At 45.3% G+C, this 21,807-nt stretch carries 13 protein-coding genes and 1 tRNA gene; 5 read left to right on the top strand and 9 right to left on the bottom strand.

Annotated elements, in window-relative coordinates; genetic code table 11:
• Nucleotides 1-2 precede the first annotated feature (2 nt).
• The 8 genes from rsxD to AB4371_RS06050 all read right to left on the bottom strand — a co-directional run bounded on the left by rsxD (nucleotide 3) and on the right by AB4371_RS06050 (nucleotide 12,041).
• Nucleotides 3-1,049, bottom strand: a complete 1,047-nt coding sequence (rsxD, locus tag AB4371_RS06085) for an electron transport complex subunit RsxD (RefSeq protein ID WP_372132043.1) — start codon at nucleotides 1,047-1,049, stop codon at nucleotides 3-5.
• Nucleotides 1,049-3,808, bottom strand: coding sequence for an electron transport complex subunit RsxC (gene rsxC / locus AB4371_RS06080; RefSeq protein ID WP_372084367.1), 2,760 nt, complete (start codon nucleotides 3,806-3,808; stop codon nucleotides 1,049-1,051). The genes rsxD and rsxC overlap by 1 nt, the downstream gene beginning before the upstream one ends.
• A 7-nt stretch (nucleotides 3,809-3,815) precedes the next feature.
• Complete coding sequence (gene rsxB, locus AB4371_RS06075) at nucleotides 3,816-4,409, bottom strand: electron transport complex subunit RsxB (protein WP_102398539.1); 594 nt, start codon at nucleotides 4,407-4,409, stop codon at nucleotides 3,816-3,818.
• Between the two features lie 2 nt (nucleotides 4,410-4,411).
• The gene (gene rsxA / locus AB4371_RS06070) at nucleotides 4,412-4,990 is read right to left on the bottom strand and encodes an electron transport complex subunit RsxA (RefSeq protein WP_004734039.1); all 579 of its coding nucleotides are present in this window, start codon (nucleotides 4,988-4,990) and stop codon (nucleotides 4,412-4,414) included.
• 269 nt (nucleotides 4,991-5,259) lie between these two features.
• Nucleotides 5,260-6,264 carry a substrate-binding domain-containing protein gene (locus tag AB4371_RS06065; protein WP_136973536.1) on the bottom strand — a complete coding sequence of 335 codons (1,005 nt, stop codon included), beginning with the start codon at nucleotides 6,262-6,264 and terminating at the stop codon, nucleotides 5,260-5,262.
• A gap of 299 nt (nucleotides 6,265-6,563) precedes the next feature.
• On the bottom strand, nucleotides 6,564-9,665 hold the full coding sequence (locus tag AB4371_RS06060) for a beta-galactosidase (RefSeq protein WP_372149261.1): 3,102 nt from the start codon (nucleotides 9,663-9,665) through the stop codon (nucleotides 6,564-6,566).
• A 121-nt stretch (nucleotides 9,666-9,786) separates the two neighbouring features.
• On the bottom strand, nucleotides 9,787-10,689 hold the full coding sequence (locus tag AB4371_RS06055; RefSeq protein WP_136973538.1) for a MalM family protein: 903 nt from the start codon (nucleotides 10,687-10,689) through the stop codon (nucleotides 9,787-9,789).
• 107 nt (nucleotides 10,690-10,796) lie between these two features.
• Nucleotides 10,797-12,041, bottom strand: a complete 1,245-nt coding sequence (locus AB4371_RS06050; protein WP_136973539.1) for a carbohydrate porin — start codon at nucleotides 12,039-12,041, stop codon at nucleotides 10,797-10,799.
• An 831-nt stretch (nucleotides 12,042-12,872) separates the two neighbouring features.
• On the opposite strand from AB4371_RS06050, the gene AB4371_RS06045 reads away from it, so the two are divergent.
• Both AB4371_RS06045 and melB read left to right on the top strand, forming a co-directional pair.
• The gene (locus AB4371_RS06045) at nucleotides 12,873-14,990 is read left to right on the top strand and encodes an alpha-galactosidase (RefSeq protein WP_102321133.1); all 2,118 of its coding nucleotides are present in this window, start codon (nucleotides 12,873-12,875) and stop codon (nucleotides 14,988-14,990) included.
• Between the two features lie 475 nt (nucleotides 14,991-15,465).
• Entirely contained in the window at nucleotides 15,466-16,839 is a 1,374-nt protein-coding gene (gene melB / locus AB4371_RS06040) for a melibiose:sodium transporter MelB (RefSeq protein ID WP_102394332.1), read from the top strand.
• A gap of 289 nt (nucleotides 16,840-17,128) precedes the next feature.
• Here melB and AB4371_RS06035 read toward each other — a convergent pair.
• Nucleotides 17,129-17,204 (bottom strand) — tRNA-Asn (locus AB4371_RS06035).
• Nucleotides 17,205-17,712: 508 nt separating this feature from the next.
• On the opposite strand from AB4371_RS06035, the gene uvrB reads away from it, so the two are divergent.
• From uvrB to luxU, 3 genes are all read left to right on the top strand, one after another.
• The gene (gene uvrB / locus AB4371_RS06030) at nucleotides 17,713-19,743 is read left to right on the top strand and encodes an excinuclease ABC subunit UvrB (protein ID WP_017066592.1); all 2,031 of its coding nucleotides are present in this window, start codon (nucleotides 17,713-17,715) and stop codon (nucleotides 19,741-19,743) included.
• 304 nt (nucleotides 19,744-20,047) lie between these two features.
• A complete protein-coding gene (gene luxO / locus AB4371_RS06025) occupies nucleotides 20,048-21,436 on the top strand; it encodes a quorum-sensing sigma-54 dependent transcriptional regulator LuxO (RefSeq protein WP_004734031.1) in 1,389 nt (462 codons plus the stop codon).
• A 24-nt stretch (nucleotides 21,437-21,460) separates the two neighbouring features.
• Nucleotides 21,461-21,805: a quorum-sensing phosphorelay protein LuxU gene (luxU, locus tag AB4371_RS06020; RefSeq protein WP_017062179.1), complete on the top strand. Its 345-nt coding sequence runs from the start codon at nucleotides 21,461-21,463 to the stop codon at nucleotides 21,803-21,805.
• The last annotated feature ends 2 nt before the right edge of the window (nucleotides 21,806-21,807 follow it).

Below are 21,807 nucleotides of genomic sequence, written 5' to 3'. Positions count from 1 at the left end.
CCTTAGTGGCCGTATGTACGAGGTTTGGTGTAGTAGTCAATCAGTGGAACACACATGTTGGCTAACAATACAGCAAACGCCACGCCATCAGGGAAACCACCCCAACTGCGGATGATAAATACCAAACCGCCGATCAGAGCACCAAACACCAAGCGACCTTTGACTGTCGTGGATGCTGAAACTGGGTCGGTCGCAATGAAAAATGCGCCTAGCATAGTCGCACCAGACAATAGATGAATGGTCGGTGATGCGGTTTCGCCAGGAGTGAACATCAAGAACACTAAGCTAAATAGGGTCAAGCTGCCCAGAAACGCGACTGGGATATGCCATTGAATCACGCGTTGCTTGATAAGCACCAAGCCACCAATAAGGTAAGCAAGGTTTACCCACTCCCAACCCACGCCAGCTAACCAGCTAAATTGAGGTTGAGACAGAGCTTCAGAAGCGGTGTTGCCTGCCGTTAATGCGGTTTTGAAGGCATCGAGTGGCGTCGCCATTGTGGTGCCATCAATCCCTAAACGAGCTTGTTGTAGAGATAATCCTTCATTATTGAAGCCAGTAAAGATCATCAAGAATGAGTCCACAAAGCTGGTTGCTTCAGCGGTTAAGCTCGCGGGAGCATTCCAACTGGTCATCTGAACTGGGAACGAGATCAGCAAAACAACGTAAGCGACCATCGCTGGGTTAAATGGGTTTTGCCCAAGTCCGCCGTATAGGTGTTTCGCGATGACAATTGCGAAGAACATACCTATCACTAGAATCCACCAGGGAGAGTGTGGAGGAATCGCGACACTAAGTAGCCAAGCGGTGACAACAGCACTGTAATCACGTAGCGCCATCACTGGCGGGCGCTTTCTTAGCAGCATGATTGCTGCTTCAAAGGTAATCGCAAGTGCGATAGCAAATACTAACTGGATGAGCGTACCCCATCCGAAGAAGTAGGTTTGAGCTAGTAGACCTGGCAATGCACAAATAGCGACCCATTTCATCAGATCTGGGGTGCTTCTACGACTGTGTGCGTGCGGTGAGCTGGCGATAAAGAAGGCCACTACTCTTTCTCCTCATTATTCTTTTTATCTAGCTCTTGCTGTGCTTTTCTTGCTTTAGCACGAGCAATAGCAGCAGCAACGGCTGCTTTTTTAGGATCGACGGGTTCTGATTGAGTTTCAGCCTTTACTTCAACTGCAGGTTCAACCACAGATTCAGGCGTTTCTGCTGATTCTTCCTGTTTCGCTTGTTGTGCCTTTCTTGCTTTAGCGCGAGCAATCGCGGCGGCAACTGCAGCTTTCTTAGGATCGACTGACTCTTGTTGAGTTTCAGCTTCAACTTCAATCACTGGCTCAGGCGTTTCTGCCGTTTCGTCTTGCTTAGCTTGTTGAGCTTTCTTGGCTTTAGCGCGAGCGATGGCTGCAGCAACAGCGGCTTTCTTAGGGTCGCCAGAGCTTTCAGCCGGAGCTTCACTTTCGGTTTGAACAGCTGATTCCGCTTGTTGAGCTTTCTTCGCTTTAGCGCGAGCAATAGCCGCAGCAACTGCATCTTTCTTGGCATCGTCAGTACTTTCAGTCGGAGCATCAGAAGCTGATTCTGCTTGTTGAGCCTTCTTGGCTTTAGCGCGAGCTATAGCCGCAGCAACTGCATCTTTCTTAGCATCACCTGATTTTTCAGCTGGAGCTTCAGAAACTGACTCTGTTTGTTGTGCTTTTTTCGCTTTAGCGCGAGCGATAGCTGCAGCAACGGCGTCTTTTTTAGCATCACCAGTACTTTTAGCCGGAGCCTCGGAAGCTGAACCTGCTTGTTGTGCTTTCTTGGCTTTAGTGCGAGCTATTGCTGCAGCGACTGCATCTTTCTTAGCGTCACCTGATTTTTCAGCCGGAGCGTCAGAAGCCGATTCCGCTTGTTGAGCTTTCTTCGCTTTAGCGCGAGCGATGGCTGCAGCGACAGCATCTTTCTTAGCATCGCCAGAGCTTTCAACAGGAGCATCCGAAGCAGATTCCGCTTGCTGTGCTTTCTTCGCTTTAGCGCGAGCAATCGCAGCAGCAACGGCGTCTTTCTTCGTATCGCCTGAGCTTTCTGCAGGAGTATCGGCTGCTGCTTGTTGTGCTTTGCGCTCTCTCGCTTGACGCTTGCGCTCTTCACGCAGTTTAGACATTTCAGAGTTGTCTGGTTCAGCGCCTTCCGCTTTTTGAGCTGCAGCTTGTTTCGCTTTTGCCTTCGCAATAGCGGCAGCAACCGCAGGTTTCACTGCTGGTTCTTCATTCGGAGCCTGATCCGCAGCGGCTTTTTGTGCTTTAACACGAGCAATCGCAGCAGCAATAGCATCATCACCGCCGGATGTTTTCATATCTTTACGGCGGTTATCTGCGGCTTTTTTAAAGCGGTTTTCACGTTCGGCTTTATCACGCTCCATACGAGCGTTCTTCTCTTCAAAACGAATCTTGGCGCGTTCTGCAGCAGCGGCTTCATCTTTTCGAGTTTTGATTTCAGCTTTTGCTTGGCGATAGTACTGAACAAGAGGGATTTCGCTTGGGCAGACAAATGCACATGCACCACATTCAATACAGTCTTTAATATTTAGCTCTTCACACTTATCCAACTCGTTGGCTTTGGCGTGCCATTGCAGTTGTTGAGGAAGTAGAGACGCAGGGCAAGCTTCAGCACATGCGCTGCAACGGATACATTCCATCTCGTAAGTGCTTGGTGAGATCTCACGACGCGTTGGCGCCAAAATACAGTTCGACGTTTTGGTGATTGGCACATTGGCATGCGGCAAGGTAAAGCCCATCATCGGGCCGCCCAAAATTAAACGCGGCAGTTTTTTATCTGCTTTGTAGCCAAACTCTTCAAGTAACTCATGTACTGGTGTGCCTAATAGCGCCCAAACGTTACGAGGTTGCTTAAAGGTTTTACCGGTTAATGTCACAACGCGGTTAACCACAGGTTCGCCGTCAATTACCGCTCGCTTAATCGAGTAAAGAGAGCCGACGTTCTGAACCAAAACACCAATGTCTGCAGGAATGCCGCCAGCTGGAACCTCTTTGTTGGTGAGGATCTTGATAAGTTGCTTCTCACCACCAGAAGGGTATTTGGTTGGGATAACGCGAATGACGATATCTTTGTCTTTCGCTGCAATCTCAAGTGCTTTTATCGCATCTGGTTTGTTGTCTTCAATGCCGATAACCGTCAGCTTTGGTTGAAGAATGTGTTCAACCACTTCGATGCCTTTTAATACTTCGTCGGCATGTTCTTGAAGCAACTTGTCATCAGAGGTGATGTAAGGTTCACATTCCGCAGCGTTGACGATCAAAATGTCGGTACGACCTAAGCCTGATTGAAGCTTCTTAGCCGTAGGGAAACCTGCGCCGCCCATGCCTGAAATACCAGCTTGGCGAATCACATCAAGCAGTTCGTCAGAAGTCTTTGTCGAAAAATCTTCAACTGGATTTTTTTCAATCCAAGTGTCTAGGCCATCAGGTTTAATAACCACGCATATTTCGCTCAAGCCTGAAGGGTGAGCGGTAGTTCGCGGTTCGATAGCGGTAATCACACCCGATGTTGGTGCGTGTACTGGCAAAGTAAAACCTGTGTCTAAGGCCGTAAGTTGCTGACCTTTTAACACAGTGTCGCCAGCAGCAACCAATAGGTTCCCCGGCTTACCGATGTGCTGTTTCACAGGAAGAACGATTTCTTCTGGAAGCCTTGCATGGACGATATCAGTAGTATTCGACTGTTTCTTGTTTTCAGCAGGGTGCACGCCACCAGGGAAGTTCCAAATAGAGCCCGTGCGAATTTGTTCAATTAAAGAGATCATACTAACCCTATGCTTTAGGCTCTGACGCAGTCGCATCAGTCGCTTGGTTAGTGATATCAGTAAAAGGGATGATGTTCATCTGCCATTTCCAATTTTCAGTCGTTGTTGCCACTGGAATCATTTCAATACAGTCAGTAGGGCACGGTGCGACACATAGATCACAACCTGTACATTCATCTTTAATTACTGTGTGCAGTGCCTTGGTGCCACCAACAATGGCGTCAACAGGGCAGGCTTGAATACACTTGGTACAGCCGATACACATATCTTCGTGAATGAAGGCAACGGTTTTTACTTTGTTATCTAAGTCATGAGCGGAGTCTTCAACTTCTACGCCCATTAAATCTGCTAGCTTCTCAATGGTTGCTTGGCCGCCCGGAGGACATTTGTTGATCTTGTCTCCGTTAGCGATCGCCTCTGCGTATGGGCGACAGCCAGGGTAGCCACACTGGCCACATTGAGTTTGCGGTAAAATGGTGTCGATTTGATCGACGATAGGATCAGCTTCAACTTTAAAACGGATAGAAGCAAAGCCCAAAATAGCGCCAAAAACAGCGGCTAAAACGGCTAGCGCAATGATCGCAATTAAAATGGTACTCATGTTTATTTCACCAACCCAGTAAAGCCCATGAATGCCAGAGACATTAGGCCTGCTGTGATCATCGCAATCGATGCGCCTTTGAATGGCATTGGAACATCAGCAACCGCAATACGTTCACGCATTGCAGCAAATAAGATCAATACAAGAGAGAAACCCACCGCTGCGCCGAAACCATAGATGATCGACTGAATGAAGTTGTGGTTTTCATTGATGTTCAGAAGTGCCACACCTAATACCGCACAGTTGGTGGTGATAAGAGGCAGAAAGATACCCAGCAGGCGATAAAGAGTCGGGCTGGTTTTGTGAACGACCATTTCCGTAAATTGAACAACCACCGCGATAACCAAGATGAAACTCATGGTACGCAGGTATTCAATACCCAGAGGGGTAAGGATGTAGGTTTCTACTAGGTATGCAGAGACCGACGCTAACGTTAGAACGAAAGTCGTCGCGAGGCCCATGCCAATCGCAGTCTCCAGTTTCTTGGAGACTCCCATAAATGGACATAGTCCTAAAAACTTCACTAGCACAAAGTTATTGACCAGCACTGTGCCAACCAACAACAAAAGGTATTCGGTCATAATGGATTAATTCTTGAGATTCCGATCCCGATATTATCCTGCTTTGCTCACCTAATAACAACCAAGGATCACTAGGGATTTAGACACTTGGTGAAAAAATCAACGGGTAACCGTTTGATTAAGATGGATCAGGTTAAGTATAGGTGGGTATTTGCGGGGAATGAAAAATAAGATTAACTCAATGATAACTCATCGAATCAATCCTATTTTCTTTGTTGTAAAAAGTGTCGAGGAACGAAATGACTTAGTCTTTATGAACCTGAGCTTTCTCAATTAATGTTTCGAACAGAGGCTCTGCGCACCAAAATTGGCATAAATAGCTTATGTTCCGTGTGTTCTTTTGGCTCGTCACTTGCGAGTTGCAGAGATAGCTTAACCGCTTGATTAGCCATGACTTGAATTGGGTAACGAATGGTGGTCAATCGAGGGTAGATGAAGCGAGCAATGTGGCCGTCATCAAACCCAATAACTGATATATCTTCTGGAATACGAACGCCATTTTCTTGTAATAACGCCAAACAGCCTGCTGCCATGTAGTCGTTATACGTTGCAATGGCTGTGATATCTGTGTTTTTTGCCATTAAGTTAACCATGGCTTGCTCACCGCCTAGCTCGTCAGGTTCACCATATTCGATGTACTCATCGTTCGATTCAATACCGTGATCTTTCAATGCATCCAAATAGCCACCTAAGCGGTCGTGAGCATCTTCAATATCGTGACTCGAGCAGATGTAGCCAATGTGCTTGTGGCCGTTTTTAATCAAATACTCAGTCGCGATGTAAGAGCCGCGGCGGTTGTCGAGAGCAATACAGCGGTGTTCGATATCGGGAACAATTCGGTTGATGAGAACTAAGCCGGGCACTTCATTGGCTAGCTTAACCAATTCTTCGTCGCTAATGCCTTTGCTATGAACCACGAGTGATTCGCAGCGGCTGTTGATCAGCAAGTTAATCGCATTACGCTCTTTGGTCGCGTCATGGTAGCCGCTGCCAATCAGTAGCTGCTTTTCTTGCTCACTTGCCACGGTATCAATGGCTTTGATCATCGAGCCGAAGAACGGGGCAGAAACATCATTAACCAGTACGCCAATCGCGTTTGAAGATTTGCTGACCAATGCACGGGCATTGGCATTTGGGCGATAGCCGAGTTTTTCCATAGCGGCTTTTACCGCCGCAATTGCGGTTTCACTGGTGTGAGGTGCATTGTTGATTACTCGAGAGGTGGTCGCGATTGATACGCCTGCTTCCTTCGCAACATCTTTAATGGTAGCCATTCCGCTCTCTTATTCTGAATATAATGCTGTGTGCTGGTGGTTGGACATTTAACAACGGATAGTTAGGCAATTCAAATATTAAACATCAAATATGACGAGGTTTGATGGTTTATTTTTGATTGGCTGACTAGTTTGAAAATAAAAAGCCAAGCTCTAGATTTGAGCTTGGCTTTTGAGTCACATTGGCGTGTGGACTGCTGTCGTGTGAGCTGTTGTCGCGTGAAGTAAGGTAATCACAGGTAACCCAAAGTAATAGGGGAACCAAGTGGCTTAGAGCAAGCCGCTTGGTCCGAATCTACTTACGATGCGCTTGTTAGCGTAACCTGATAACGATATTGATTGTCGGTGAGTTGAAACTCTTGGTGAACACTTGGACTCCAAGAATCATCACCACCAACACCCATATGTTGGTGATCTACGCGTACATAGATTTTCTCTTCACGAGTCAGGTCATTGGTATGCTTAGCATCCGTTAATTGTTGCTGGCTGTACTGACTCACACTGAATGAAAAATCGCCTTCGATCCCGATATTTCCTACATTCAAGTTTTTGGTTCCGCAACGTAACCCGCTATCGGTTGGGAATATATACGGCGTATGCATCTGATCCAGTGTCTGTTTGTGTAAACCGAATCGAGCAGCAGCCAAACGGTCTGGATAGTTTTCAAAAGGACCTAATCCCAGCCACGATACTGGAGTTTCATTGGCAGTTTCGAGTGGTAAAGGTAGCTCCATCTCAAGACCAATGCGTGGCATCGGTGGTAAGTGATCGGCTAAGTTGACATCAACCGCGATATTCATTTCGCCTAGGTTATTTAAGGTGTATTGCCATTTGGTAATCGCTTGGATTTGGCCATTAAATTGGTAGGCGAATACTGACGCCACTTGTACTGAGTCTGCGAGCGCTTGCACGACACAACTTGTACACTGACGCTCCCATTGACCAATGCCTGCAAGTTCCCAGCGACAAGCCCATGCATTTGGGTCGATGTTGTCTATCTCACTGATACCAATGTCGTTATCAAGTGGCGCGCGATAGAAGTTATCGACAGGTGCCTTGATAACTTGCGGTTGCCCATCAACGATCCAGTGGGTCAACAATCCACTCTCTGTATCCCATTGCCATTGATGTGTTTCATCTAGGCTAGACACGACCACTTTATTGTCTTGCTGATGTAACTGGGGAGCCAAAGCATTTGCCGTGATCGGGAGTTGCAAGCCAGCATGGTTACGTAAAGCAAATTGCTCCGTCGCACAAACATGGCCTTCTTCTGCCCACTTGGTTGAATGAGTCAGAGTAATATCGGTGTTGAGATGATATTCGGCTTGTGCTTTTGGTGTGAAAGCGAGGTCAATTACCAGCTCTTGTTTACTATCTTCAGCAACGGATAAGACTTGTTGCCCTGATTGAATCACGATGCCATTTTCGAGCAATTGCCAGCGTAAGATTTCATTGCCAGTCGCTCGGAACAGGTTTTCATTGGTTACCGTTAGGCGGCATTGATCTTCAGTTTGCTCTGCTAACGTCACACTGATCATTCTCTGGCAGTATTTCGCCTCTTCCAAGGTCGGGTGTACGCTGCGATCTGGGAAGATCAAACCGTTGATGCAGAACTGACGGTCGTTGATGATGTCGCCAAAGTCTCCACCATAAGCCCAGAAGTGTTCACCGTTTTCATCCCACTGACTTAATCCTTGGTCAACCCAATCCCAGATGAAACCGCCTTGTAGGCGAGGGTATTCTCGGAATGCATCCCAGTAATCATTAAAGCTACCTAAACTGTTGCCCATTGCGTGTGCGTATTCACAAAGAATAAGCGGGCGCTGCTCGTTAGGCAGAGAAACCCATTTCTTGATAGACCATTTTGGAACGGCATCGTCTTCGATAGTGCTGTTAACGCGTGCGTACATTGGCGCAATGATATCGGTCGCTGTGGTATTTGAACCACCGCCTTCATACTGTACCGGGCGAGAAGGATCGTACTGTTTCGACCAAGCATACATCGCATTGTGGCTGCTGCCGTGCCCTGACTCGTTGCCCAAAGACCAGATGATGATAGAAGGGTGGTTCTTATCACGCATGACCATTTGCGTGTAACGACTCATATAAGCGTGTGCCCATTGCGGATCCGCAGACAAGCGATTCATAGGCTGCATGCCATGGGTCTCGATGTTCGCTTCATCACACACATATAAACCGTATTCGTCACACAGCTCGTACCATCGTGGGTGGTTAGGGTAGTGAGCGGTGCGCACAGCATTGAAGTTGTACTGCTTCATTAGACAGATATCGCGGATCATGTCTTCTTCTGTCATCACATGCCCCAACTCTGGGTGATGCTCATGACGGTTGACGCCGCGAATCAATAGCGGTTTGCCGTTTAGCTTTAGCTGACCGTCTGTCATTTCGACTTTACGGAATCCAACTTGATAAGCTTCACTTTCTATGTGGTTACCTTGCCTATCAAGCAATGACACGACAATTCGGTAAAGGTTAGGAACTTCTGCGCTCCATTTCTTCGGATCTCGAACATGAAGAGTTTGGAATACCACATCATCGTAGGTGCCACGCTCGTCAATTCGTCGATTATGAGGGCGATCGATAAGCGGTTCAGTCACCGCGTTTTCACCGTCAAACAGTTGAACCTGAACTTGGTAAGTGTCTGGTGCCGTAATTTTGGTGACAATAGACAGTGAACCATCGCGATAGCATGCGTCTAAGTCCGGCGTAACGAACACATCTTCAATGCACTGCTTTGGTTTAGCTAGTAAGGTCACATCACGGAAAATACCGCTTAGCCACCACATATCTTGGTCTTCTAAATAGCTACCATCACACCAACGTATCACCATGACAGAAAGCGTATTGTCGCCAACCGTTAGATACTGAGTTAAGTCGAACTCGGCAGGTAAGCGGCTATCTTGGCTGTAACCAACCCAATTGCCATTACACCAAAGATGAAAAGCGGAATTGACGCCATCAAAGATAATACGTTGGGTGTTCTTTAGGTCATTTTTAGTCAACGTAATTTGAGTGCGGTAACAACCGGTTGGGTTTTCTGCCGGTACAAACGGTGGGTTCACTTCAAATGGGTATTTTACGTTGGCGTAGATAGGTTTATCGTAGCCTTGCATTTGCCAGTTCGATGGTACGGTAATCTCGTCCCATTGTGAGTCATTGAAACTTGTTTCGATAAATTCACCGTCAACTTGTTCAGGTGCATCAAAGTATTTGAACTTCCATTGTCCATTAAGAGATTTACGTTGTGACTCAATGCCGTCTCGAGCGTGCTTAAGGTTGCGGTAGCTTGATAATGGGCTGTGCGCATTAAGGCAGTGGATATTCACAGACTGTGGGTTTTCCCAATCGCGTCTTTGGATGATGTTTGAAAATGCCTTCATGGTATTCCTACTCTTAAAGTGTTCAATATGGGTAATAATTCTATTAAGTCATCGGTCTTTTAAGCCGTGATGACCGTTATCAAATCGTTGGTTATGCGTATTGTTCTGTTGGCTTATTCAGCTATTCAGCGAGCTGTTTTAATAAATAATCTTTTGCTTCGGGTATGCCCTGTTCGGCCGCTTGATTAGCAATAAATGCAGCTTGTTTGATATCATTGTTGTTTAGGGCTTGGTCAATGTCTTTTTGGATATTCAGCCATTGCGCCTTTTGATTGGTTTCAATTGTCTGATTTGATGGTTGAGAAACTTGCTTTGAACCTAAGGTTTCGGGTTCATTGTCGGATGAAACACCAAGCTCAGCCAATAGAGTCAAAACCGCACTGTTTGTTGATTTGCTCGCCGTAACATCAATGACACCTACGTAGCTCAACGTCGCAGTCAACGGCAGTTGCTTATTGCCAATAACCTGCTGAGATTCTGAATACAGATCTTCAGGATGAATTCGATTGATGGCGCTATCTAACTTAGTGCTATCGGCGCTGACCACAATAAATTGCGCGTTGTCTCGTTGAGGTTCGAGTGCAATTGATGCTTCAATTCTTTCTAACCCTTGCATCGTTGTCGGGTAGTAAGTGAAGTCGTTAGTACTGTATTGACCAAGCAGTCGCCATTGTTTGTCAAAGACATAAATAGACGGTGCGAATAGCGCATCATTTTTAATGTATGAACGAATGAGCAAGGACAGCGATTCTGTCGTGTCACTGATTTGGTACGCGATGGTCGGAAAGCGTTGGCTATCCGCTTGTGTATTGTCATTTAACAATGAAGAGGAAAGGGTCGGTAAATCACCGTCCATGATGACTTGCTGGTGGAATGGAATAGATAATTGAGTGATAGGTAGCGCGCTGAGTTGAGAACAACATGCACTGCTATTGAAATCAGTATTGAGTTCTTGTTCTGGTATCCCGCTGCATGCGCTTACAGTTAATGCCGCGACAATGACTACCAATGATTTTAATTTCATCTGATTACTACCTTTGTAAAGGGGGGAACCATTGGCTTCCCCATTAAATTTGCTATTCCAGTTTCAAGCGCCAACTCAATGGTTGAATTGACGCTTTGTTTCTGTGTTTACCACCAAGTTTCTACGTTGAAACCAAAGGTAATTTCATCGACGGTCTCTGCATTGATGCTCGTCGCCGTGCCATACACTTCGTTACCACGGTCCCATTCGTTGTTGGATTCAGAGTACGTCGCAAAAATACGAATAGATGGACGAGCCCATACCCCTTTTCCAGCTTGGAACATTTGAGCCACGGTCACTTTATACATATCGTTGGTGCCCGAGCCGTTTTGAGCTTCTACCGTTTCGTAACCCACCTCTAATGCTGTCGACATGTAATCTGTCCAAGCATATTGAGGACGAGCTCCGACACTGAACCACTTCTCACCATCGTTGTTATCTAGGTTTTTGTCTTGATAAGCGATGGAGTACATCACTTGAACATCTTCACTGATATTCAAGTCACCGTGGTTAAATAGGCGCCAGCTAGAACCATCGTGTTCCACACCCGTGCTGTATTTTCTGTTTGATCCACCTTCAGCACTCATTAATCCACCTGCCAACGCATCGGTACCATATTGGAAGGCCAAGGTGTTTGAACCGTAGTTCCAAGCTTGACGGTAAAGAGCAGAGAGCATTGCGCCAGAAGTAGTAATGTCTTTATCGTCGTAGCTTGAGTTCTGCGTGGTTACGTAGTTTAGGCCGAGTGTTAGGTCTGCTGTTTCACTTAGCTCAATGCCACTTAAGCGGGCATCGATGTTATGAAGGCTGCGTCCATCGTCACTTGAAGAGTTTGGTGCCATCCAAGCTAAGTGAGCATCAGCAAAGCCGAGATCCCAATCTTCAATACCAAGACCGGTGCTGGATGTATCCCAGTACTTCACATCTATCATGTGGACTTCGTGGCGACGGTAAAAACGTTCACCTGCCCAAATTTTTGCGTTGGGTTGGCCGTCGATAAGCCCATGGCCTGCTGACCAAAGCTGAATCGTACTCACGTCTCCCCAGCTATCTCCACTGCCTAGATAAATCGTGGTGTCAAAATAGGCGTCATTGTCACGCCATACATCGGCTTTCACTCCCGCTTCCCACCAATTTAGTTCATTACCTAAACGGTAGTTACCGTAACCTTGGCCCGCTCGAATAACGTCGTTGCGTTCTCCTTTGCCGTCGTTATGTTGGTCATTATCGGTGTAGATGTTGCCCCATTTTGCATAACCAAAATACGTTACGTTCTCCACTGCAGCGAAGCTGACTAATGGGGCGAGGGACAGAGTGAATCCTAATGCTTTGACTAGCATTTTTTGTTTCATGAAGTGTCTCCATTATTTTTTATTTATGGATATTTTTATGTTTGAGTCCTAACTCGAGCGAGAGTGTAAATAAACTTTGGAAACGTTTTCATGATGAAGTTGGCATTTTTATGCTATTGATGGGTTTGTGATTATTTTGTGTGATTTTGATCTGATTATTGGGCTTGTATAGGTGTTTTTACGCTAGGTTTTGTGATTTTAAAGTGGAATCGTTTTCTTTACTCAGTGCTATGCGGTGGTTTAGAGGGAGTGATTATGCTGTTGGTTGTCTTGGAATTTGAGGTGAAGCGGGTTTGAGGTACTTTGAGTGTCGGGTTGTTCGAGGGCTTTGAGGAAAAGCAGCCCAGTTAATGATAACTGGGCTCGTGAGACAAGGAAGTAAGTATCAAAGCAAATGCAGCAGCAAGGCTACAAGCATCGTGTTCTGTACCGTCAAGCTGGAATGTAAAAGTTAGGACCCAGAGAGACACTTCATAGATGTACTCGAAGATCTAAGAATACGAGTGTGATGTGATCAGTTCAAGAGGAAATGTATTTTAGCCTATGTGTTAATGGGAACTTTGATTTAATGTACTGAATTTAAAAGATTAAATTGCCATTAATTATCGTTTTATATTGCTTTATTTAGAGTGGAAAGTTCAATTCTACCTAGAGGTAGGCAATATGAGATGGAATGGTGGTCAATCTAAATCTTTGAATTAGGAGCTATTTACCAAAGTTATCAGTCTTGAATATTTACTGGAAACGTTTTCATGATTTCGAGTTTGATCACAGAAACTCTGGGCTTAATAATTATGATACGGGGTAATTAAACGCGTTAAGGTTAAAAAAATGACGAATAAATCCCTAATTGATATTACCGGTCAACACTCGCAACTGATTGTAGAACTTGGCGATTTTGCCGAAATTCTTCATTGGGGAGCTCCCGTTCGTGGTGATTTAGCTAGCTTCCGTGTTTCTCTTGAAAGACCGGTTCCATACGGCCGCCTTGATAATGATGTTGCTATGTCTCTGAGCCCAGAGCTCGGGCGCGGTGTTTTCAGCAGTCCGGCATTAGAAGGGCACCGAGACGGATTGGACTGGGCGCCTGTTTTCTCTATTACGGATGTTCAACAAACACCATCTAGCCTAATCATTGAGAGTGAAGATATACGTGCAGGCTTACGTTTAACAACCGAGTTATGCCTCGATAAACATGATGTTGTGAAATCTCGTCACACCTTAACCAACGTTAAAGCCGGCCTTTATCAGGTGAACCGTCTCGCCAATACTTTGCCATTACCAGCAAGAGCTAATGAGTTGATGACGTACTACGGCCGCTGGGTACATGAGTTCCAAACGGTGCGTCAACCCTTACAGCAAGGGGGCTATCAGCAAGAAAATCGTCGCGGAAGAACGTCTCATGAACATTATCCAGCGATGGTTGTCGGTACCGCTAACTTTAATGAAATGGCAGGTGATGTGTGGGGGATTCACTTCGCTTGGAGTGGTAACCACAGACTGCGCGCGGATGTAAAAGCAGACGGTCGTCGCTACGTGCAAGCGGAAGTTATTTATCTACCGGGTGAGATTACATTGGATGAAGGTGAAAGCTTAACGACACCTTGGTTATATGCCAGTTTCAGTTCGGAAGGCTTAAATGGAATGAGCCATCAGTTCCACTCCCATGTGCGTTGTTCCATCTTGCCGGAGTCTTTCGCACAAAAGCCTCGACCTATCCATCTTAATACTTGGGAAGGCATCTATTTTGACCATGATCCTGATTATATTATGTCGATGGCTAGCCAAGCCGCGGATATGGGAGTAGAGCGTTTTATCATTGACGATGGCTGGTTCAAAGGGCGCTGCGGAGACAAGGCTGCGCTAGGGGATTGGTTCTTAGATGAAGAAAAATACCCAAATGGTTTAGATCCGATAGTTGAGCACGTTAATCAGTTGGGTATGGAGTTTGGATTGTGGTTCGAACCTGAGATGATCAATAAGGATTCTGACTTATACCGAGCCCATCCAGACTGGTTGCTTGCGGTTGACGGCTATGACCAACCAACGGGTCGTAATCAATATGTTATCGATCTTCAGAATCAACAAGCATTCGACTTTTTGTTTGAGCGTCTTGACCACTTCTTAAGTCAGTACAACATTGCTTACATTAAGTGGGATATGAACCGAGAAGTTGTACAACCTGCGCATCTAGGCAGGGCTGCGGCTCATCAACAAACCGCTCGTTATTATGAGTTGGTCGATAAAGTCCGAGAGAAGCACCCAATGGTTGATATTGAATCGTGTGCGGCTGGTGGTGGTCGTATCGATTTTGAGGTTCTTAAGCGTACGCAACGTTTTTGGGCGTCTGATAACAATGACGCGCTGGAAAGACAAACGATTCAGCGTGGGATGAGTTACTTCTTCCCCCCTGAGGTAATGGGAAGCCATATTGGTGCGAGCCACTGCCACAGCACTCGTCGTCGTCATAGTATTGAGTTTCGTGGTCTAACAGCACTGTTTGGTCATATGGGGATTGAATTAGATCCTGTGAAAGAAGTGCAAGAAGAGAAGCAGGGCTTTGAACACTACATCAAGCTACATAAGATGCTGCGCCCGTTACTGCATAGCGGGAGAACTTGGCGAGTTCCAACGGACGATAGTGCCCATCAAATCCATGCGGTCGTCTCCGAAGATGTGTCAGAAGCTGTGGTGATGATTGCACAGCTTGCGATGCCAACCAATTCATTGAGTGGTCATTTGCGTATACCTGGGCTAGATCCACAAAGTTTATACAAGGTATCTGTGATTGATAAACCGTCAAATTACGATGATATTGTGAATTATCAACCGCCATGGACAGAGTCTTGCTGTGAATTATCAGGTGCTTGGTGTGCCGAGGTGGGGCTAACGATGCCAATACTTGACGCAGAAACAGCGATGCTGATTAAGTTTGAACGTATCGAGTAAGTTTTAGCATAGGCTTTATATTTGATGAACCGCGTAGGTGAAATTACGCGGTTTTTTATTGCCTTTAATAAGCCGTCATGAACTATCAAATCAATTTGATGTGCCCGTATAGATTGGAGAACTGTAGGTATTCCCAGCGTGATACTGTACTTATGTAATCGTTCTCATGCGTTACTTCACACAATGAACTGTTTTGAGCACTTTAATTAGCGATATTCTCTATCAATTCGAGGGTTTTATTGTTCGATCTCTCACTTTGGACATTTGACTGAAAACGTTTCCATGGAGTGGTTGTTGATCACAGTATCTGTTCGTTGGAATGGTTACATTAGCATCGGACTTGATACTTGAGTGTTTTAAGAAGCGACCACAGAGTGGCTCTAAAACAGAACTTGAGTGGATAAATTATTATAAATAAAAGGTAAGCGTTTCAACGTCTGTTAGGAGATGAAGTTACGCGCCTGAAGGAAATACTATGTCTGATCAAATTACTCTACAAACCAAATTATCGTATGGACTTGGGGCTTTAGGTAAAGACTTTGCCTGTGCTCCAATCTACATCTTCTTAATGTTTTACTTCACCGATGTTGCTGGGCTGTCAGCGGCATTTGTGGGTACTATCTTTTTGGCCGCGCGCATTGTCGACGCGGTGACCGACCCAATGATGGGCGTTATCGTTGATAACACACGCTCTAAGTTTGGTAAATTCCGTCCTTGGATAGTGATTGGAACCCTGTTAAATGCTGTAGTGCTTGTTGGTCTTTTTAGTACGCATATGTTTGAAGGCACTACGTTATACATTTATGCAGCGGCTGCTTATATTCTGTGGGGCCTTACGTACACTATTATGGACATTCCATATTGGTCTTTGATTCCTGCACTATCGAGCTCTCGTCAAGAACGTGAAAAGCTGGTTGTTTGGCCACGATTATTTGCTAGCTTGGCGTGGTTTATTACGGGTACTTACGGGCTACATATTGTCGGTAAACTGGGTGACGGCGACCAAGGACAAGGTTTCTTCAACGTTGCTATGTTGATTGCTGTGCTGTTCGTGATGAGTGCATTCTTGATTGCTCGCAACGTAAAAGAAAAATCGGCACCAGCAAATGCGAAACCAGCTGAGCGTTTCAGCTTTAAAGATGTAATGGTTATCATTGGTAAGAATGACCAACTAAAAGCACTTATTGGTACCGTATTGTCGTTCCAAATAGCAAACTTGTTGGTGGGTGGTTTTGCGATTTACTACTTCTCTTACGCTTTAGGCAACGCTGACTTGTTCCCCGTTTATATGATGGTGGCAGGTATCGCTGAAGTTGCAGGCGTATTCTTGTTCCCTCGTATTGCATCAGTGTTACCACGCAAACACCTATGGGTTATCGCTTGTGGCTTCCCAGTGCTGTCTTGTACCACTCTACTTATCATGGGCTTTATCGCTCCAGGTAACGCGATTCTAATCGGTATCGCAGGTGCTGCTATCAAGTTTGGTGTGGGTATCGCTAACGCACTGCAAACTGTAATGCTTGCCGATGTTGTTGATTACGGTGAACACAAAACGGGTCGTCGCAGTGAGAGTGTTATCTTCTCTGTTCAAACGATGCTTGTTAAGTTTGCAGGCGCGGCTGGTGGTTTTATTGTTGGTATGGGCTTGTCTGTGGTGGGTTATGTACCAAACGTGGAACAGTCTGACAGCACTATCATGGGACTGCAGTTTATGATGGTAGGTTTACCAGCGATTCTAATGACGGTAAGTGCTCTTGTTTATAAGCGCTACTACCACCTGCATGAAGGATTTGATCAAGACCAAGCCGGTAAAGAGACTCAGACAAATGTTGTTACAGCAGAAGCATAACCGCTAAACGACGTCTAATCTAGAATAAAGCTCAGTTTAGTCACTAAGCCCAAACGCCTCCTTGTGAGGCGTTTTTTTATGGATGTGAGTTAATCAAAGCTGTGCCTGTAGGGCTTTTGTTTCGACTAAAACGCAAAAAGCCGCATCGAATGATGCGGCTTCTTTAAATTTGGCCCCCTTGTCGAGACTTGAACGCGGGCGGCTAGGTTTGTGACATTAACTTGGAACAAGTTAGTCGCAGTTATATACGAAAAGAGCCCAATCTTTCGATTGGGCTCTTTTCTGAATTTGGCTCCCCTTGCAAGACTTGAACTTGCGACATACGGATTAACAGTCCGCCGTTCTACCAACTGAACTAAAGGGGAATTGCTCGTTAGCGACGCGAATTCTAATAATTGTCCGGATTTCTGTCAATAAAAAATATCAGAAAAAAGTAAGATAAAAAACTTTACTTTCTTGAACGCCTTATAGGATTTAGCTTTGCTTTAGTTATCCACCAAAATTGTGGATAAGTGTGTGTGTGAAACTTTAACAACAATAATCGGGATAAATCGAAAAATGTAAAAACCTTATCTAACGTAATGTATTTAAAAGATTTATAGCAAAATGTCGCAATTGTATAACTTTTGTAGATTATAAAACGAACAGTAAAACAAGCGGTATTTTTAGGTTTTTTGGGGAAAAGTAGTGGATTAAAATTCGAGTAATTTAGCTGGGGAAACTTTGCAGGGCACGGATAATACCAAGTTCTAAAAATAAAAGCTATAACTGATCTCTGATCTTAAGATGCATTTCTCTAGATAATTGTTGCAACGACACTCCTCCTAGAGTGACAATGACCTGATTAAAAAAACAGTATGGAAATGGCGACCTATGAGTAAACTCTTTGACTTGGTATCGGACTACAGCCCGTCCGGTGATCAGCCGACAGCGATAACCAAATTACTAGACGGATTAGATTCTGGTTTGGCACATCAAACTCTACTAGGGGTAACGGGCTCAGGTAAAACCTTTACCCTTGCCAACGTCATTTCCCAATCTCAAAGACCTGCGATTCTGTTAGCGCCTAACAAGACATTGGCGGCTCAACTTTACGGTGAGATGAAATCTTTCTTTCCAAACAATGCCGTTGAGTATTTCGTTTCTTACTACGATTACTACCAACCTGAAGCCTACGTTCCAACCACGGACACGTTCATCGAGAAAGATGCGTCTGTGAACGCTCATATCGAACAAATGAGGCTTTCGGCAACCAAAGCCTTATTAGAACGAAAAGACGCCATCATTGTGGCTTCTGTGTCGGCTATCTACGGTCTGGGTGATCCTAAGTCTTATTTGAAGATGATGCTTCATTTGAGTCGTGGCGAGGTGATGGATCAGCGAGACATCCTGCGTCGATTGGCTGAGCTGCAATATTCAAGAAACGATGTCGCCTTTGAACGTGGTCAGTTCCGTGTTCGTGGTGAGGTGATTGATATCTTTCCGGCTGAATCTGATCAAGATGCGGTTCGAATTGAGATGTTCGATGACGAAGTGGACTGCATTAGTATTTTTGATCCTCTGACTGGTGCGGTGAAACAAAGAGACTTGCCGCGCTTTACGGTTTATCCAAAAACTCACTATGTAACGCCAAGAGAAAAAATCCTTGAGGCGATTGAGAACATCAAGGACGAACTGCGCGATCGTGCTCAATACTTAAAAGACAACAATAAGCTTTTGGAAGAGCAGCGTATCTCTCAAAGAACTCAGTTTGATATTGAGATGATGACTGAGCTTGGCTTCTGTTCCGGTATCGAAAACTATTCACGATACTTGAGCGGCCGTGCGGAAGGGGAAGCGCCGCCAACGTTATTTGACTACCTGCCTGATGATGGTTTGCTGATCATCGATGAGTCACACGTGACTGTGCCGCAAATCGGTGCGATGTATAAAGGTGACCGTTCTCGTAAAGAAACCTTGGTCGAGTTTGGTTTTAGACTGCCTTCTGCATTGGATAACCGTCCAATGAAGTTTGAAGAATTTGAGTCTATAGCCCCACAAACGATTTTTGTGTCGGCAACACCAGGTAATTACGAGATTGAAAAATCAGATGGCGAGATTGCTGATCAAGTGGTACGTCCTACTGGTCTGTTAGACCCAATCATCGAAGTAAGACCTGTCGCGACGCAGGTGGATGACTTGCTGTCTGAAATCAGAATCCGTTCAGTGAAAGAAGAGCGTGTTTTGGTTACCACGTTGACCAAGAGAATGGCAGAAGACTTAACCGAATACCTAAGTGAGCACGGCGTTAAAGTGCGTTACTTGCACTCGGATATCGATACCGTTGAGCGTGTAGAGATCATCCGAGACCTACGTTTGGGCAAGTTCGATGTGTTAGTGGGCATTAACTTACTTCGTGAAGGTTTGGATATGCCTGAAGTGTCGCTGGTGGCGATTCTTGATGCAGATAAAGAGGGCTTCTTGCGTTCTGAGCGTTCTCTGATTCAAACCATTGGTCGTGCTGCTCGTAACTTGGAAGGTCGAGCAATCCTTTATGGTGATTCGATTACTAAGTCGATGAGAAAAGCGATTGATGAAACCGATCGTCGTCGCGAGAAACAGCAAGCCTACAACGAAGAGCAAGGCATCACTCCGCAAGCGTTGAAACGCAATATCAAAGACATTATGGAACTGGGTGATCTAACCAAGTCGAAGCAGCAGCGCCAATCGAAACAAGTTCCACTATCTAAGGTGGCAGAGCCTTCTGAAAGTTATGCAGTACTTACGCCGCAACAGCTTGATAAAGAGATCAGCAAGCTAGAATCTGCGATGTATCAGCATGCTCAGAATCTGGAATTTGAATTGGCCGCACAGAAGCGTGATGAAATTGATCAGTTAAGAAAGCAGTTTATTACCAACAGCTAATCTCACTTTTCGCTCGAGAATTGATCCCCCTCAACACAAGAATTGAGAGTGTTTCAGACAAAAAAACAGCCAGTAGTAAATGTTCTACTGGCTTACGTTTGTGAACAATCGGTCCACTAACAACGTCAGTTGGCTAGGTGACCCGAAGGTCATTTATACCGTTGCATCGTTCGTGCCAGATAGATAAAACATTGATTGTTTGAAGCAAGTAAAAAAACACACTACAAATACTGTGGCTAATATTTGCATAATGCAAAGCGGAATGCGACTATAATAAGAAATGCAAATTATAAACGGCTAGGATATGCAATCAAAAACGCTAGATAACAAATCGAAGTATTTGTTGATGGTAGAGGATACCGCTTCGGTAGCAGCTTTATATCGCTCGTATCTTACACCGCTCGAAATTGATATCAACATTGTCGGCACTGGCCGCGATGCAATCGAGAGTTTGAATCATCGAATCCCAGACCTTATTTTATTAGATCTACGTCTGCCTGATATGACGGGTATGGACGTACTATTTGCTGTAAAACAAAAATACCCTGAAGTTCCAGTTATCTTCATGACGGCTCACGGCTCTATCGATACCGCTGTAGAAGCGATGCGTCATGGCTCTCAAGATTTCCTTATCAAACCGTGTGAAGCCGACCGACTCCGTATTACGGTGAATAATGCGATCCGCAAAGCCACCAAACTTAAAAATAGCTCGGAACACCCGGGAAACCAGAACTACCAAGGTTTTATCGGCAGCAGCCAAACCATGCAGCAGGTTTACCGAACTATCGATTCTGCTGCATCGAGTAAGGCGAGCATTTTCATTACTGGTGAAAGTGGTACCGGTAAAGAGGTATGTGCAGAAGCCATTCATGCGGCGAGTAAGCGTGGCGATAAGCCGTTCATCGCGATTAACTGTGCCGCTATCCCTAAAGACCTGATTGAAAGTGAGCTGTTTGGCCACGTTAAAGGTGCCTTTACCGGTGCTGCGACCGATCGCCAAGGTGCTGCCGAGCTTGCTGATGGTGGAACACTGTTCCTTGATGAACTGTGCGAAATGGACTTAGAGCTGCAAACCAAGCTGCTGCGCTTTATCCAAACCGGTACTTTCCAAAAAGTCGGCTCTTCGAAGATGAAGAGTGTCGACGTTCGTTTTGTGTGTGCGACCAACCGTGACCCTTGGAAAGAAGTACAAGAAGGTCGCTTTAGAGAAGATTTATACTATCGTTTATACGTGATTCCATTGCACTTGCCGCCATTGCGTGAGCGTGGTGAAGATGTCATCGAGATCGCGTATTCTCTGCTAGGCTATATGTCGGTCGAGGAGGGGAAGGCGTTTGTACGTTTTGCTCAGGAAGTACTTGATCGCTTTAATCAATATGAGTGGCCGGGTAACGTTCGTCAGCTACAAAACGTGTTGCGGAACGTGGTGGTTTTGAATAACGGCAAAGAGATTACTCTCAACATGCTTCCACCACCGTTGAACCAACCGATTGAAAACAGTCTGCGATTGAAAGAGAAGCAGAATGAAGACATCACGGTAAAAGATATTTTCCCATTGTGGATCACTGAGAAAACGGCTATCGAGCAGGCCATTAAAGCGTGTGATGGCAACATCCCTCGTGCGGCAGGTTTCTTAGATGTCAGTCCATCGACGATATACCGTAAGTTGCAAACGTGGAATGCGAAGCAGTAATCAACAAACAATAAGAAAATAATAATGACGAAAGTATTAAATCAGCAAAAAGTTGATGAGCTTGCCGGCGAAATAGGCCAAGAGAATGTCCCGGTTTTACTGGAAATCTTTTTAGGTGAGTTGAAAGGCTACTACGAACACCTAGAGATAAATAAAGAGTCGGATACCTCTAAGTACTTGGCTGATATCAGTCATGCGCTTAAGAGCAGCGCAGCAAGCTTTGGTGCGGATTCTTTGTGTAGTTTTGCGATTAGCTTAGACGCAAAAGTGAAGCAAGCGTTGCCTGTAACCGAGATTGATTTTCAAGATATGCAAGACCTCCTGTTATCGACGTACACTGAATATCAGCAGTTGATGACGGACCTTTAAAA

The organism is Vibrio sp. 10N.261.51.A3, assembly GCF_041471965.1.
GTDB lineage: Bacteria > Pseudomonadota > Gammaproteobacteria > Enterobacterales > Vibrionaceae > Vibrio > Vibrio crassostreae_C.
This window is presented reverse-complemented; position numbering and strand designations above follow the sequence as displayed.

Coding starts and splice junctions, on each gene's coding strand:
- AB4371_RS06045 (WP_102321133.1), top strand. CDS start 12,873: ATGACGAATAAATCCCTAATTGATATTACCGGTCAACACTCGCAACTG.
- melB (WP_102394332.1), top strand. CDS start 15,466: ATGTCTGATCAAATTACTCTACAAACCAAATTATCGTATGGACTTGGG.
- AB4371_RS06060 (WP_372149261.1), bottom strand. CDS start 9,665: ATGAAGGCATTTTCAAACATCATCCAAAGACGCGATTGGGAAAACCCA.
- rsxC (WP_372084367.1), bottom strand. CDS start 3,808: ATGATCTCTTTAATTGAACAAATTCGCACGGGCTCTATTTGGAACTTC.
- rsxB (WP_102398539.1), bottom strand. CDS start 4,409: ATGAGTACCATTTTAATTGCGATCATTGCGCTAGCCGTTTTAGCCGCT.
- uvrB (WP_017066592.1), top strand. CDS start 17,713: ATGAGTAAACTCTTTGACTTGGTATCGGACTACAGCCCGTCCGGTGAT.
- AB4371_RS06065 (WP_136973536.1), bottom strand. CDS start 6,264: ATGGCTACCATTAAAGATGTTGCGAAGGAAGCAGGCGTATCAATCGCG.
- AB4371_RS06055 (WP_136973538.1), bottom strand. CDS start 10,689: ATGAAATTAAAATCATTGGTAGTCATTGTCGCGGCATTAACTGTAAGC.
- rsxA (WP_004734039.1), bottom strand. CDS start 4,990: ATGACCGAATACCTTTTGTTGTTGGTTGGCACAGTGCTGGTCAATAAC.
- AB4371_RS06050 (WP_136973539.1), bottom strand. CDS start 12,041: ATGAAACAAAAAATGCTAGTCAAAGCATTAGGATTCACTCTGTCCCTC.
- luxO (WP_004734031.1), top strand. CDS start 20,048: ATGCAATCAAAAACGCTAGATAACAAATCGAAGTATTTGTTGATGGTA.
- luxU (WP_017062179.1), top strand. CDS start 21,461: ATGACGAAAGTATTAAATCAGCAAAAAGTTGATGAGCTTGCCGGCGAA.